This window comes from Thalassolituus marinus (assembly GCF_020320395.1).
GTDB classification, from domain to species: domain Bacteria; phylum Pseudomonadota; class Gammaproteobacteria; order Pseudomonadales; family Oceanobacteraceae; genus Venatoribacter; species Venatoribacter marinus.
In genome coordinates, this window is sequence record NZ_JAEDAH010000099.1 from 28,820 (window position 1) to 43,519 (window position 14,700).

General features: G+C 54.1%; 15 protein-coding genes. 9 read left to right on the forward strand and 6 right to left on the reverse strand.

Annotated elements, in window-relative coordinates:
* Positions 1 to 10 precede the first annotated feature (10 nt).
* The 5 genes from I9W95_RS16005 to trpC all read left to right on the forward strand — a co-directional run bounded on the left by I9W95_RS16005 (position 11) and on the right by trpC (position 4,894).
* Entirely contained in the window at positions 11 to 685 is a 675-nt protein-coding gene (locus I9W95_RS16005) for an HAD family hydrolase (RefSeq protein ID WP_225676693.1), read from the forward strand.
* A gap of 212 nt (positions 686 to 897) precedes the next feature.
* A complete protein-coding gene (gene trpE / locus I9W95_RS16010; RefSeq protein WP_225676695.1) occupies positions 898 to 2,382 on the forward strand; it encodes an anthranilate synthase component I in 1,485 nt (494 codons plus the stop codon).
* A 44-nt stretch (positions 2,383 to 2,426) separates the two neighbouring features.
* Positions 2,427 to 3,014 (forward strand): anthranilate synthase component II, encoded by a 588-nt coding sequence (locus I9W95_RS16015; protein ID WP_225676697.1) that lies wholly within the window; start codon positions 2,427 to 2,429, stop codon positions 3,012 to 3,014.
* 19 nt (positions 3,015 to 3,033) lie between these two features.
* A complete protein-coding gene (gene trpD, locus I9W95_RS16020; RefSeq protein WP_225676700.1) occupies positions 3,034 to 4,080 on the forward strand; it encodes an anthranilate phosphoribosyltransferase in 1,047 nt (348 codons plus the stop codon).
* Between the two features lie 13 nt (positions 4,081 to 4,093).
* Complete coding sequence (trpC, locus tag I9W95_RS16025; protein WP_225676702.1) at positions 4,094 to 4,894, forward strand: indole-3-glycerol phosphate synthase TrpC; 801 nt, start codon at positions 4,094 to 4,096, stop codon at positions 4,892 to 4,894.
* A 56-nt stretch (positions 4,895 to 4,950) separates the two neighbouring features.
* Here trpC and I9W95_RS16030 read toward each other — a convergent pair whose 3' ends face one another.
* Complete coding sequence (locus I9W95_RS16030) at positions 4,951 to 6,498, reverse strand: DUF3369 domain-containing protein (protein WP_225676703.1); 1,548 nt, start codon at positions 6,496 to 6,498, stop codon at positions 4,951 to 4,953.
* 71 nt (positions 6,499 to 6,569) lie between these two features.
* A complete protein-coding gene (gene crp, locus I9W95_RS16035) occupies positions 6,570 to 7,229 on the reverse strand; it encodes a cAMP-activated global transcriptional regulator CRP (RefSeq protein ID WP_225676705.1) in 660 nt (219 codons plus the stop codon).
* A 170-nt stretch (positions 7,230 to 7,399) separates the two neighbouring features.
* Between crp and I9W95_RS16040 the strand changes: the two genes are divergently transcribed.
* The 3 genes from I9W95_RS16040 to I9W95_RS16050 are packed head-to-tail and all read left to right on the forward strand — an operon-like array spanning position 7,400 to position 9,841.
* On the forward strand, positions 7,400 to 7,822 hold the full coding sequence (locus tag I9W95_RS16040; protein WP_225676707.1) for an OsmC family protein: 423 nt from the start codon (positions 7,400 to 7,402) through the stop codon (positions 7,820 to 7,822).
* A gap of 33 nt (positions 7,823 to 7,855) precedes the next feature.
* Positions 7,856 to 8,647 carry an adenosylmethionine decarboxylase gene (gene speD, locus I9W95_RS16045; protein WP_225676709.1) on the forward strand — a complete coding sequence of 264 codons (792 nt, stop codon included), beginning with the start codon at positions 7,856 to 7,858 and terminating at the stop codon, positions 8,645 to 8,647.
* 3 nt (positions 8,648 to 8,650) lie between these two features.
* Complete coding sequence (locus I9W95_RS16050; protein WP_225676711.1) at positions 8,651 to 9,841, forward strand: MFS transporter; 1,191 nt, start codon at positions 8,651 to 8,653, stop codon at positions 9,839 to 9,841.
* Here I9W95_RS16050 and I9W95_RS16055 read toward each other — a convergent pair.
* The 4 genes from I9W95_RS16055 to I9W95_RS16070 all read right to left on the reverse strand — a co-directional run bounded on the left by I9W95_RS16055 (position 9,798) and on the right by I9W95_RS16070 (position 14,060).
* Complete coding sequence (locus I9W95_RS16055) at positions 9,798 to 9,938, reverse strand: hypothetical protein (protein WP_225676713.1); 141 nt, start codon at positions 9,936 to 9,938, stop codon at positions 9,798 to 9,800. The two genes, I9W95_RS16050 and I9W95_RS16055, sit on opposite strands and share 44 nt — an antisense overlap.
* Positions 9,939 to 10,072: 134 nt before the next feature.
* Complete coding sequence (locus I9W95_RS16060; RefSeq protein ID WP_225676715.1) at positions 10,073 to 12,121, reverse strand: TonB-dependent receptor plug domain-containing protein; 2,049 nt, start codon at positions 12,119 to 12,121, stop codon at positions 10,073 to 10,075.
* Positions 12,122 to 12,144: 23 nt separating this feature from the next.
* A complete protein-coding gene (locus I9W95_RS16065) occupies positions 12,145 to 13,146 on the reverse strand; it encodes a class I SAM-dependent methyltransferase (protein WP_225676717.1) in 1,002 nt (333 codons plus the stop codon).
* Positions 13,143 to 14,060: a MerR family transcriptional regulator gene (locus tag I9W95_RS16070; RefSeq protein ID WP_225676718.1), complete on the reverse strand. Its 918-nt coding sequence runs from the start codon at positions 14,058 to 14,060 to the stop codon at positions 13,143 to 13,145. Before I9W95_RS16070 ends, I9W95_RS16065 begins: the two co-directional genes overlap by 4 nt.
* 170 nt (positions 14,061 to 14,230) lie before the next feature.
* Between I9W95_RS16070 and I9W95_RS16075 the strand changes: the two genes are divergently transcribed.
* Entirely contained in the window at positions 14,231 to 14,686 is a 456-nt protein-coding gene (locus tag I9W95_RS16075; RefSeq protein WP_225676720.1) for a PAS domain-containing protein, read from the forward strand.
* The last annotated feature ends 14 nt before the right edge of the window (positions 14,687 to 14,700 follow it).

Consider the following 14,700-nt stretch of genomic DNA (forward strand, 5'->3'; position numbering starts at 1 on the left):
GGTGAAATGCATGCAGGTCTATGACGTTCCGGTCGCGTTCTTCGATCTGGACGACTCCCTCATCAACAAGGATGCCAACAGCCTCTGGATCCGCTGGAGAGCTCGTCGCGAGCGCTGGGCTGTGGTTGAGGCCATGCTGGCGCTGGCTTCTCTTTACCGTGCCTACAAAAAAGGTCGTGTTACTCACTGGCGCCTGTCTAACTATTACCGCACCCGTACCCGGGGTATGAGCCCTGAGGAATATCAGGCACGGGTCGAGCGTTTCTTTGAAGAGCGCGGTCAGCTGCATATTTATCCACAGGCGGCTTCGCTGTTATTTGCTTATCAGCGCCAGGGTACAGAACTGGTGATGATTACGGGGTCGGATGATGTGGTGGCCCGGGCATATGGCAAGGCCCTCGGCTTTAAACACGTTATCAGCAATCGTCTGCGCAGTGAGGATGGCCGTATAACCGGACTGGAACTGCCGATGTGTTACGGGCCGGGAAAAGTCGAACTGGCCCGACGTTTTCTGGCAGATAAGGGCCTGACCTTCAGTGACGCTGCGTTTTATTCGGACAGCCATGCGGATATCCCGCTGCTGGATGCTGTCCGCCAGCCGGTGGTGCTGAATCCCAGTCCGGAATTACGCAGTATCGCCCGGGAGCGCAGCTGGCCGTGTCTGGACTGGCGTCCTCAGGGCTGAATGCCTCGCGGCTGTTGCTGTGCTGGGCCCATGCCGTTATAGTTCATGTATTCCTTTCCGACTGAATCTTGAACGGAGCCCAGCGGTGTTTTTCCAATATAACCGCCCCCTGCAACAGGGTCAGCATCTGACCCGTCGATGGTGTTAAGCGCAGCCCTTTACTCTGAATGGCCGCCAGGCCCCTGTACGCGCTTAACAATCTGAAGGTAATTATGACTCCGCAACAATTTGCTGCCCTGGCTGAACAGGGATACAACCGAATTCCGGTTGCCAGACAGGTTCTGGCCGACCTTGATACTCCTTTAAGTACTTATCTCAAGCTGGCGGATGCGCCGTTCAGCTACCTGCTGGAATCCGTTCAGGGCGGTGAAAAGTGGGGCCGTTATTCAATGATCGGCCTGCCATGTCGTGATGTACTGGCGGTGCAGGGTAATCATGTCACTCTGAGCCGGGATGGCGCTGTTGTTGAAGAACATGACGTTGACGATCCGTTAGCTTATATCAGCGATTTTCAGCAGCGTTTCCGCGTGCCGGAGCTGGACGGGCTACCAAAGTTCGATGGCGGTCTGGTGGGCTATTTTGGCTACGATACGGTGCGCTACATTGAGCCGCGACTGAAAGCCAGTTGCCCGCCTGATGAGCTGGGCACGCCGGATATCCTGCTGATGGTCTCAGAAGAGGTGGTGGTATTCGATAACCTGAGTGGCAAACTGCATCTGATCGTGATGGCTGATCCGGCTCAGGACGATGCCCTGGCCAATGCCGAAGCCCGCATTGAAGCGTTGCGTGAAACCCTGCGTAAGCCGTATCAGGGAACGGTTGGCCAGCCACTGGCTGCGCCAGCGGATGTGAAAGAAGAAGACTTTCAGTCGTTGTTCGGTGAACAGGCCTTTATGGATGCGGTTGAGAACATCCGCGAATACATTCTTGCCGGGGATATTATGCAGTGCGTAATTTCCCAGCGAATGCAGGTGCCTTACGCCGGTGACCCTGTGAATATCTATCGTGCGCTGCGCACACTGAACCCGTCGCCATATATGTACTGCATGAATCTGGGTGATTTTCATGTGGTGGGTTCGTCACCGGAAATTCTGGCACGTCTGGAAGATGGTGAAGTGACAGTGCGTCCGATTGCCGGTACCCGTTACCGTGGTGCAACGGCGGAAGAAGACAAAGCGCTGGAGCAGGAGCTGCTGTCAGATCCGAAAGAAATTGCCGAGCACCTGATGCTGATCGACCTGGGCCGTAATGACGTTGGTCGTGTGGCTCAAACCGGTGAAGTGGCGGTTACCGATCAGATGGTGGTTGAGCGTTATTCGCATGTGATGCATATCGTCTCCAATGTGACCGGTAAAGTTAAAGAAGGCATTACCGCAATGGATGTGCTGCGTGCCGTGCATCCGGCAGGCACCCTCAGCGGTGCGCCGAAAATCCGCGCAATGGAAATTATCGACGAATATGAATCCACCAAACGTGGTGTCTACGGCGGTGCGGTGGGGTATCTGAGCTGGAATGGCAATATGGATACCGCGATTGCAATCCGTACTGCCGTTATTAAAGACGGCAAACTGAATATTCAGGCAGGTGCCGGGGTGGTAGCGGATTCTGTGCCGCGACTGGAATGGAAAGAAACCATGAATAAGGGCCGGGCGATGTTCCGTGCCGTTGCCATGGCGGAAGCCGGACTGGACCAGTAATCACAGAATCAGCGGCGCTGAGCGGTCGGCGCAGGAGTCTCAGAATGTTAGTAATGATCGATAATTATGATTCCTTCACCTACAACGTTGTGCAGTATTTTGCCGAGTTAGGTGCGGATGTTCGTGTCTTCCGTAATGACGAAATTACGGTGGAAGAAATTGAAGCTATGAAACCGGATCATCTGGTGATTTCTCCGGGGCCGTGTACGCCGAACGAAGCGGGTATCTCGATGGAAGCTATACGCTATTTTGCCGGCAAGTTACCGATTCTGGGTATTTGTCTTGGACATCAGAGTATTGGTCAGGTGTTCGGTGGCGACATTATTCGTGCCGGTCAGGTGATGCATGGCAAAATTTCTGAAATCCACCATGCAGATACCGGTGTTTTTAAAGGTTTAAAAAATCCGTATAACGCCACCCGTTACCACTCGCTGGTAATTGATAAAAAAACACTGCCTGAGTGCCTCGAAATTACTGCATGGACGGAAAATCCGGATGGCAGTATGGAAGAGATTATGGGCGTGCGTCACCGTGAACTGGCGATTGAGGGTGTGCAATTTCACCCGGAATCCATTTTGACGGAACACGGCCACGATCTGCTGAAAAACTTTCTTGAAATGACGATTGGCTGAGCTGCCTGGGAGAATATGCATGGATATTAAAGCGGCTCTGGCACGGGTTGTTGAGCGTCAGGATCTTTCCACTGACGAAATGATTGAGGTCATGCGCCTGATCATGACGGGGCAGTGCGATGAAGCTCAGATCGGCGCCTTTCTGGTTGCGCTGCGCATGAAGAGTGAAAGCATCGATGAAATCGCTGGTGCCGTTACCGTTATGCGCGAACTGGCAACGGGCGTGCAAATCAAAGCCGATCATGCGGTGGATATCGTTGGTACTGGTGGAGACGGTGCAAACTTATTCAATGTCTCGACGGCATCGTCTTTTATCGTTGCAGCGGCCGGTGGTACGGTCGCGAAGCATGGTAACCGCGGTGTTTCCAGTAAGTCTGGCAGTGCTGATCTGCTGGAAGCGGCAGGCGTGAATCTGGCGCTGAATGCCGAGCAGGTTGCACGCTGTATCGATGAGCTGGGCGTCGGCTTTATGTTCGCGCCTTCTCATCACAGTGCAATGAAGTACGCCATCGGGCCGCGTAAGTCCCTCGGTCTGCGGACTATCTTTAATATTCTTGGGCCGATGACCAACCCGGCCGGGGTTGCGAATCAGGTGATCGGTGTGTTCAGCAAGGCGCTGGTGCGCCCTATCGCCGAAGTACTGCAGCGCCTGAATGCAGGGCATGTGCTGGTGGTGCATTCGCAGGATGGACTGGATGAAATCAGCCTGGCTACCGAAACCTACGCCTGTGAATTACGTGATGGTGAACTCAGTGAGTTTGTTATTCGTCCACAGGATCTCGGCATTGAAGCTCAGGTGCTGTCGGGTCTGATCGTAGACAGCGCCGAACAGAGTCTGGCGTTGATTAAGGATGCACTGGGTGAGCGATCGACGGCCGAGGGCCGTAAAGCCGCGGATATGCTGGCGCTGAATGCCGGTGCTGCTATCTATGTGGCAGGCCTTGCGCAGAGCCTGAAAGCCGGTGTGGACATGGCGCAGGATGCTATTTTCTCTGGCCTGGCGCTGGAGAAACTCAATGAATTGGTCAGCTTCTCGCAATTAATTGCAGAAGATGCGGCACAGTAAAGATCGTTACCCTATGAATACGCCAACAATCCTCAAAAAAATTATCGACACCAAGGCGCTGGAAGTTGCCAGTCGCAGTAAGTCACTGCCGCTGAATGAACTGATGGCACAGGCGCGTGATCAGGACCCTGCAGCTCTGCGCGGCTTTTATCGCAGCATGAAAGCCAGGGTGGATGCTGGTCTGCCAGCGGTGATTGCCGAAATTAAGAAAGCGTCACCTTCGAAAGGCGTGCTGCGAGAACACTTTGTGCCGCAGGAAATCGCCGAATCCTATGAGCAGGGCGGTGCTGCCTGTTTGTCTGTGCTGACTGATCGCGATTACTTTCAGGGTCATGAAGATTATCTGCAGGCTGCTCGCGCCGCTTGTTCCTTGCCGGTTATCCGCAAGGATTTCCTGGTCGATCCTTACCAGATCTATGAAGCGCGAATGATCAACGCTGACTGTGTATTACTGATCGTTTCCGCACTGAGTAAAATGCAGTTGCATGACCTTGAAGGCATTGCCCATGAACTCGGAATGGATGTGCTGGTAGAAGTACATGACGAAGAAGAGCTGCACACGGCACTGACTATGAAGACGCCGCTGCTGGGTATTAATAATCGTAACCTGCATACCTTTGAGCTGACTCTGGAAACGACCTTTGGTCTGTTGCCTCAGGTTCCGGCGGATAAGTTGCTGGTTACCGAAAGTGGTATTCTCGGTCGTGATGATGTCGCAGCGATGCGTGAGCGAAATGTGAACGCTTTCCTCGTGGGTGAAGCTTTTATGCGCGCGGACAATCCGGGTGAAGAGTTGCAGAAGCTGTTCTTCTGATACGCTTTCAGACGCATAAAAAAACCGGCAATCTGCCGGTTTTTTTATGCTTGCTGTCAGTCGGGAAACTGACGGCGGATATTGAGTATTTCATCCAGGTTGTCGAACAGAATCTGCACCAGATTCGGATCAAACTGATGCCCGGATTCCTTGCGAATGAGGTCGAGAATTTCTTCATCTGACCAGGGTTCTTTGTAGCAGCGTTTGGACCCCAGAGCATCGAATACGTCAGCCAGGGCGGTAATACGTCCGGCGATATGGATTTGCTCACCTTTCAGGCCGCGCGGATAGCCAGTGCCATCCCAACGTTCATGGTGCTGAGCGGCGATGACGGCTGCCAGTTGCAGAATGCGGCGGTCAGATTTACTGAGGATGTCGGCGCCAATCTGAGCATGGGTTTTCATGGTGTCCCATTCCTGCTCATCATGTTTGCCGGGCTTGTTCAGAATCTGATCCGGAATCGCAATTTTGCCCACATCATGCAGCGGAGAGGCCAGTTTGATGAGTTCGGCTTCACTGTCCGGCAGGCCGTAACAGGTTGCCAGCATACGTGATATCTGAGCAACTCGTTTGACGTGAGCACCGGTCTCTTTTGAGCGCTTTTCCACCGCTTCACCCAGCATGTACACCAGCTCGCGCTGGGTCTCGATGATCTCATCGCGCATCAGCAGGTTTTCATAGGTGATGGCGACGTTGGTGGCGTAAATCTCAAGCAGCTGCTTATCCAGAGCGGAAGGCTCATTGTGATACGTCACGTATAATAATGACTCGCTGCCGCGCTCAGAGGCGAAGTAGCCGATATAGTGATTGTCGTAGTACTGGCTTTGCTGAGTGCTCATCGCACGTTCAAAGCCATCGCGTACGTGTTCAGGGATGTGCTCGAACGAATCGACGTCGGTCAGTTCCTGCATATTGCCGGTGGCTGCCAGCACTCTGAAGCGTTTACTGCCGATCAGGGAATCCCCTTGAGTGGTGCTGGAACAGTACAGTGCGCTCTGTTCAAGGCCAAGCAGATTGGTGACCTGCGACAGAACGGCAGAAGCAAACTGGCTGATAGCACCTGTGCTGAATACTTTGGCGGATGCCTTGATCACACGTTCCAGGCCGCGGCGGTGCTCGTTCAGTACACAAATGTCGCGATAGCTGCGCAGAGTCGCGTACATCAGGGTATTCAGTTTGGTGGTGGTCAGTTCCGTTTTGTCTTTGTAATCGTTGATATCGTAGGTGCGGATAACTTCGTGTTCAGGAGCCTGACCGGGTTGTCCGGTGCGTAACACGATACGGGTATAACGGTTACGTAATTCTTCACGGATATAGCGGGCGACGTTCAGACCGGCGTGGTCGTCTTCCATTACCACATCCAGCAGAATCATGGCGATGTCGCTGTTCTGGGCCATGATCTGGCAGGCTTCTTCGCCGCTGTAGGCTGACAGTAATTCGAGGCGACGACCGTCGAACTGAAAGCCTGACAGAACCATTCGGGTGATACGATGCACATCCGGCTCGTCATCGGCAACGAGAATGCGCCATGCCTCATCGGCTGACCGCGGAATATCGCCGCCTGAAAACAGGTCATCATCGGCGAAAAGGGCATCATCTGCCATAACCAGCTCCGTCCAGAAGTAATGTCTTAAGTCTAGTGCACGCTCACCGTTCTGCTGTGCAGATTCGGCAATCAGGGATTGTTACGCAGTGTTCTGCGTGCACCAAAGACGACCATGGTTTTTCCTTTTACCGACACCAGACCTTTTTCTTCCAGGTCTTTCAGCACGCGACCGACCATCTCTCGTGAACAGCCAACAATGCGGCCGATTTCCTGGCGGGTGATTTTGATTTGCATGCCGTCCGGGTGGGTCATGGCATCCGGTTCCTTACTCAGGTCCAGTAAAGTACGGGCGACACGGCCGGTAACGTCCAGAAATGCCAGATCGCCGGCTTTGCGTGTGGTACGGCTCAGACGGTTGGCCATCTGGCGGAAGATCTGGAACATCAGCTGCGGGTCGTGTTTAACCAGTTCGTGGAACTTCACGTAGCTGATTTCAGCAACCTCGCATTCTGTCTTGGCTTTAACCCAGGCGGTACGGGGAGGATTTTCTTCATCAAACAGGCCCAGCTCGCCGAAGAAGTCGCCTTCATTCAGGTACGCCATGACCATCTCGCGGCCGTCGCTGTCCTCAATAATGACACTCACAGACCCTTTGATCAGGTAAAACAGCGTATCGCTGGTTTCACCGGCATAGATCAGGGTCGACCGCGCAGGATAACGGCGGCGGTGGCAATGAGTTAAAAAGTCATCCAGGTGCTGATGTTTAAATGGCACGCGCGGAAGGGTCATACAGGGCATCCAATCCAGATTTCGGCATTGATTATTACCTATTCACAGCCGAAGTTGAACTCCCGTGGCATGCCTGTCTGCTCTGGCGTTTTTTCAACCATAAAGATTTATCCCCGGAAGCGGTCTATGGTACTCTCCGCGTCTTTTCAGAACGTAACTCAGGGGCAGTGATGAAAGCGACAGTTAAGTGGGTTGATAACGCTATGTTTCTTGGCGAATCCGGCAGTGGACATACCGTAGTAATGGACGGTCCTGCTGATCACGGCGGCCGTAACATGGGTATTCGGCCGATGGAAATGCTGTTGCTGGGCCTGGGTGGTTGTACCAGCTTTGATGTGATGAGCATTCTCAACAAGCAACGTCTGAACGTTGTCGATTGTGTCGCCGATATTGAAGCAGAACGTGCGGATACGATTCCAAGCGTCTTCACCAAAATTCACGTTCATTTCCGTGTCAGCGGCCGTGGACTGAAAGACTCCGCAGTAGAGCGCGCTGTGAAGCTCTCTGCTGAAAAGTATTGTTCTGCCTCCATCATGCTGGAGCAGGGCGGTGTTGAAATCACCCACAGCTACTCTGTGAGTGAAGTTGAGTAAACAGACCCGCTGGGTTTTTGTGAGGATCCACTATTGAACGATAAATTGCGGCTGCATGGCTTCAACAATCTGACCAAGTCTCTGAGCTTCAACATTTACGATATCTGTTACACCAAAACGGATAAGGAGCGTCAGGAATACATCGAGTATATCGACGAGCTGTACAATGCAGATCGTCTGACCAAGATTCTTACCGATGTAGTCGATATTATTGGTGCCAACATCCTCAATATCGCCCGCCAGGATTACGATCCGCAGGGTGCGAGTGTGACTATTCTGGTTGCTGAGCATGAGGTTCCGCCGAGCGAGGACCTGATGGACGAGAAACCAGGTCCATTGCGTGACACGGTGGTTGCTCATCTGGATAAGAGCCACGTAACGGTTCACACCTATCCTGAAAGTCACCCGCATGGTGGTATTTCTACCTTCCGTGCCGACATTGACGTTTCGACCTGTGGTCTGATTTCACCGCTGAAAGCGCTGAATTACCTGATTCACAGCTTTGACTCCGACATGGTGACCATCGATTACCGTGTGCGTGGCTTTACCCGTGACGTTGATGGCGTGAAGCATTACATCGACCACGATATCAACTCGATTCAGAACTATCTGTCTGAAGATACTCAGAACGCCTATCAGATGATTGACGTGAACGTGTATCAGGAAAACACCTTCCACACCAAAATGCTGCTCAAGGATTTCGAGCTGGATAACTATCTGTTTGGTGAAGGTGTAAAAACCATGGATGAAGCAGAGCGTGCTGAGGTTGAAGCCAAACTGCGTAAAGAAATGCTGGAGATCTTCTACTCCCGCAATATGCCATAAACCGTGAACACCCTGGTTTATGGGTTGATGGCTGCTCAGGCAATGGCCCTGAGCGCCGCACCTCTTCTGGTGCTGGCCGGTGGAATCATCGGTCAGCAACTGCATTCTGATCCTCGTTTTGCAACACTCCCGGTCGCGGCCATGATATGCGGCACTGCATTGTTTGCCTGGCCTGCGGCTCGTCTGGCATCCAGATTTGGCAGACGTTCGCTGTTTCTGCTGGCGATGATGGCCGGTGTAGTGATCAGCGCTGTCGCTGCTGTTTCTGTCGCTTATGCCAGTTTCTGGGGGTTCACGCTGGCGGCACTGGGGATTGGTGCGGTTAATGCCGTGGTTCAGCAGTTTCGATTTGTCGCCATGGCTCTGGTGCCGGCCGCTGATCAGCCTCTGGTGGCTTCGCGTTTGTTGCTGGCGGGACTGGTTTCGGCTTTCCTCGGGCCGGAGCTGACCCGGGTGCTGGATTATTTCCCTGAACAGGGATTCGCACCGGCCTTTGCTGCACAGGCGTGTCTGTATCTGCTGGCATTTGCTTTGTTGCTGTTCATGTTACCGAAGAGTGTTGTGCAGCAGCAGGGCAACGTTGCAGGAGGACGCTCCTGGAGTGAGCTGCTGCAACAGCCTGAGCTTCCGCTGGCGATAGCCGCTGCGGCTGTTGGTTATGGCGTTATGGCCTATATCATGACCGCCACACCACTGAGTATGACGCAGGTTGCAGGCCATAGTCTGGAAGATGCCCGCTGGGTCATTCAGAGTCATATCGCCGCCATGTTCCTGCCGTCGCTGGTAACCGGCCGACTGGTGCAGCGCTTTGGCTATCAGTCAATGATTGCCGCGGGTCTGTTGCTGATGTCTGCCTGTTTGCTGGCCAGCTGGTGGGATCAGACGCTGGTGCACTACTGGCTTGGTCTGGTGCTGCTGGGCATTGGCTGGAACCTGCTGTTTGTTGCAGGTACGGCTTTGCTGGCACGTTGTTACCAGACTGCGGAAGCGGCCAGAGTTCAGGGGGTAAATGATTTACTGGTATTCAGCGCTCAGGCCTTTGGTGCGCTGGCATCCGGCGCTGTAGTTCTGGTGCTGGGCTGGCAGGGACTGTTGCTGACATCACTCCCTGCACTGCTGATTCTGGCCATCCTGCTACTGCGACAATGGCTTACTTACGGTAGCGGTGCTTCTCGCTCAGTCGATCAAGAATAACCTGTTGTGGCAGGGTGTTGCGGTGCAGACGTTGTACACAGGCAATACCGGCGCCGACAATCAGCAGGGTGGCGAGCAGGCTGTAAGTCATCATCATAGCGTTTCTCCTCAGTATCCAACCAGCCTAGCCGAGTAAGCAGGAAAAGCGCTGGCGAATGTCTGTCGGACTTCCAATGACAATCTGGTTCTGTCAGTAAACCTATGATTCTGAAAACAAATAAAAATTACCGGTCAGTAGGTTCCAATCAGATTGATCTGCCATACCGGCTCGATGTCGCGGTACTGGCGTATATCTCCCTGCTGTTGCCAGGGCACCATGCCGGGTGTCAGGTTAATACTGATCAGTGAATGCCAGCGCTGGTTCCACTGATATTCAGCGTACAGGTCCAGGCGTTGCAGGCGGGTGGTCTTTCGTTCGGTGTATTGCTCCCCGACCGGAAGTAACTGCTTACTTGGACCTTGCAGCAGCCAGTGTCCGCCGTAACGCAGTTGTGGAATAGGGTGATGGTGGAAGCCCAGCCTTGCCATGTACTGTGGCTGATTCGGGAGTTGTGGTGATGTGTCCAGTTCCGTGGTTGCCTGAATCTGAGAGCTGTAAATTCCGCCGCCGATATCAACGCGCATATCTCTGCTTCCGGGGTAGAACTCGACATCTAACTCTCCGCCACGCAACACCGCATTGCCCGGATAGTTGGCGGGTGTCAGCTCTATCTGGCCACTGTTGTCTGCTGCCGCAGTCATGCGCTGGTAAATGGCATTATTGATGATTCGCTGGAATGCCCGGAGGACAAAGCCACTGTTGCGGTCAGCCAGCGGGGAGTTGCGCTCATGAAAGTTCTGTTCGTAGCCAAGGTTGATGTTACTGATCAGCTCCGGATTGAGATCATCATTGCCTTGCCAGACGATATTCTGCTGCTGAAAGCGGTACGGCACCCGATCTGTCAGTTCAGGCTCACGGGTGTTCTGGCTCATGCTCAGACGCAGGCGTTTGCCGGGTGCGAATCGATGCATCAGGTGAAATGTCGGTAACCAGTGGGTATCGGTGGCTATGCCAGATGAACCGGTATCCGACTGGCTGTCGAGACTGACTTCGTACGAATACAGATGAATCCCCGCCTCGAATTCCGTATTGCGGGTCAGGCGCCAGCGATCCAGCAGGAATGCACTCATAAGATTCTGCTTGATGTCGTAGTTGTAGGGCAGGCCGGATGGCTCATTGCTGCTGATCAGAACCGTATCGGTCAGACTGCCATGAACACGTTTTTTCTGCTCAAAGTTCAGGCCAGCAGACCAGCGGTGCTCATCCTGCAGCTCCTGCAGCTGCCAGCCGATGGCATAACGGCTGTCGTCAATCTGCTGGGTTTGTTCGACCTGGTCCGGCAAGGATTGCTCCATCTCGATGTCCTGGTCGTATTGCTCTGCTGTGACCCAGCTGCGCAGGGCAAAGCTCTTCCAGCGCAGCCGCAGGTTCATGCCGAAACGCTGTGTCAGCTTGTCAGCCTGGCGTTCGGTGTCTGCTGCTCCCAGATCCTGCACGGTCAGGGTGCTGATGCGGTTGAGGGGATACACCCCGTGATAGCGCTGTTCTTCGCTGCTTTTAAGCTGCAATGCATAAAGTTGCAGGTCATGACGCTGATTGAGCTTGTGGTTGTAACTGAGCAGCAGGTCACGGTTCAGAGAGCGGTCGTAACCGTGCCAGCGGTCATCAATGGCGGCACTGCGCACATCGCCTTCCATTTCATTGCGGTTCAGCCGCTGTTCACCGCTGAGGCGCAGTGAGTGATTACCCTCAATGAGTCGGGTCGCGAAAGCCAGTCGAGAACTCAGGTTCTGGCCGCCAAGTCCGGCACCAACGAACTCGGCGCCGTCAGCGGTTTGCAGAATGACGTTGATGGTTCCTGCGGGAGCGCCACCGAGATGAATGTCGGCTCTGGCGTTACGGTCAATTTCGATGCGCTCGACCAGGGATGCCGGAATCTCACGCGTAGCGCGAACGTTATTGGTGCCACCGCCAAGCAGTGGCTGACCATTCACCAGAATGGTGAGGTAGCGGCTGTCCAGACCGTGCAGCTGGATTTCTGCCTGGCCGTCCGGCTGGAAGCCAACGCTGACACCGGGAATGTGGCGCAGCAGGTCGAATAACGTTTGTGCAGAGTAGAAGCGCAGGTCGCGCAGGTAATAGATCTCCTGCGGATAGGCCACGCCGGTTACCGTTTGTGGCAATGCCAGAACCGGCAGTGACAGGCTGGCCAGAATAACTGTAGTAACGAGTCTGTTCATGGAGCGTCCCTGCCGAAATTCAATCAGTTATGGATGCACAATAGTTTGAACCCTTTCTCCTGCACCATAACGTTGGCTTCGGCGAAGAACTCCCGCGCCCAGTCTTCATAGGGAAGGTGGCGATTGGCAACCAGCCAGATCTGACCGTCAGAGGTCAGGTGGCGACCCGCGGCGGAAAACAGTTCGCGGGCGAAAGCGTAATCGGTTTCCTTGCCCTGATGAAACGGCGGGTTGGTGAACAGGTAATCGAAGCGTCCGTCTATGTTGTCCAGTCCGTCGCTGGCGATGATGCTGGCTTCCGCCTGCATGCGAGCACTGTTCAGCTGTGCGGAGCGAATGGCAAAGGCGTCGATATCGGCCAGTGTCACTTCCAGTGCTGGCTCTTCCAGTTTCATGCTGAGACCAATGACGCCGGAACCACAGCCCAGATCCAGCAGTCGGCCACGCGGCGGCGCAGGTACATGTTCAAGCAGCAATGCTGTGCCAACATCCAGCGAACCGTGGTTGAATACCCCCGGTAACGTCATATAGCTGTGGCCGTTCTGGTTAAAGGAGCGAGCCAGTTTCAGCCAGTTGAAGTCAGATGATGGCTTCAGAGCTACATGCCACAGGCTGCTGCGGCGGGCGGAATCTGTTTTGGTCGTGTCGTCGCTACAGGCCTGCAGAGCCTTGCCGATGCTTTTGCCACCGGCATCATTTTCGCCTGCTACCCATAATTCGCTACAGCGGTTAGCAACCAGTTCGGCCAGTGCCTGGGCCAGTACTTTTGATTTCGGCCAGACAAGAATGACACGATGATCGGCTGAAATGTCGCTCGCCTGGGGCAGGGCATGTGTTATCTGCTCTGTGGGCAATGCGCGATGAGCTGCAACTGTGAGCAGATCCCAGCTCAGTACCTTGCTGCCGGACTGGCGTAAGGCGTTAATCCAGTCGGGTGGTACATCGTTTTCAGCAGTCAGAATTGTGGTATTGCTATCAAGTAGCTGCGGATGGCGCAGCAACAGTTCATATACAGCGGAACTCATGTATTAAAGCCTGTAAGCATATCGCGGATGGTCAGTGCAGCCAGATGCAGGTCATCCTGCAGCCAGATCATGCCTCGTTCGAGTAAGTCGGGTTGTGAAGAAGATGGCAGGCCTGCGATAAACAACGGCAGGCCGCTGTCACGAGTCAGGCTGCTGAGCTCGGCTAGAAGTTGTGCTGACGCATCGGCTGGCGTGCGGATGATACTGGCTTGCCAGCGCGGCCCATGGTTGATGTCGCATAGTTGGGTAGCACTCATCTGACCACTGAACCACACCGGACGCAGACCATGCTGGCGCAGCAGCAGCGCCAGAAACAGCAGCTCGACGTCATCGTCAAAGCCGGTGTTGGCAACGATCACAGCAGCCCCGTCTGACTCCTTGCCGTCGTACAGGCATTGAGCCAGACGTGCCTGCAGAAAACCGCTGAAAAAGCGCAGACGGGCGGTGCCCTGGGTCAGGCTGGTGGTCGTTTTCAGTTGCTGATACAGCGGCAGGTAGAGGAAGCGCACTGCCACATCCACCGGAAAAAACTGGGCGACTTCAGTAAACAGAGCGGCTACGCCATGCGCGTCGAAATCCTGCACGGCGGAGATAAGCGCTTCGCGGTAGTGTTGCCACTGTGAGGGCGCGGCAGCCGGACTGCTGTTTTCCGGCTCAGTAAGGCCTTCGCCGTTGGCGATCATCGCCTGGGCCTGAGAAATGGGGATGCCGCGATTCAGCAGCGACACAATTTTGCGGATCAGCAGAATATCGTCAGCTGTGTAGAGACGGTGACCCTTCTCAGTGCGCTTGGGTGTGATCAGGCCGTAGCGTCGTTCCCAGGCTCTCAGGGTGATCGCATTAACGCCGGTTTCGCTGGATACTATCCGTATAGGAAAGTAGGCAGTCTGGCTTTCGGGGGGCACATTCGACATCGCCGGGTGTCCGGATAAGAGTTATACAAAGTTATTCAGATTCTATAAGCACTTATACGCAAAGTAAAAAACCGTCAGTACAGCCTTGACCGCTGCTGATGAGAAACATAACTTTGTGCCATGGTGGCCGGCTCTTATGGTGCTGGTCTGACAATGTTGCGGAGACCCAGATGACCACTTTTGCGGATGATGAACAGGGCCCTATCAGCCTGTCCTTGTTGAAGAAAGCCGTTGATGCTTCCAATGACGGCATTGTGATTGCCGAGCAGGAAGGCGAGGACAATATCCTGATTTACGTGAATAAGGCATTTGAGCGCCTGACGGGTTATAAAGCTGACGAAATTCTTTATCAGGATTGTCGTTTTCTGCAGGCCGGTGATCGTGATCAGCAGGGGCTGGATACCATCCGCAAAGCCATTGTCGACGGAGAGTCGTCCCGGGTGGTACTGCGCAACTACCGTAAGGACGGTTCCATGTTCTGGAACGAGCTAAGCATTACACCCGTGTACAGTGATGAAGAGCAGCTGACCTATTACATTGGTATTCAGAAAGATGTGTCAGATCAGGTGGCGTTGCAGGAGCGTCTGGCTGCAGCGGAAGCTCGATTGGCGGAACTTGAATCCTGAGTCGCAAGCATAAA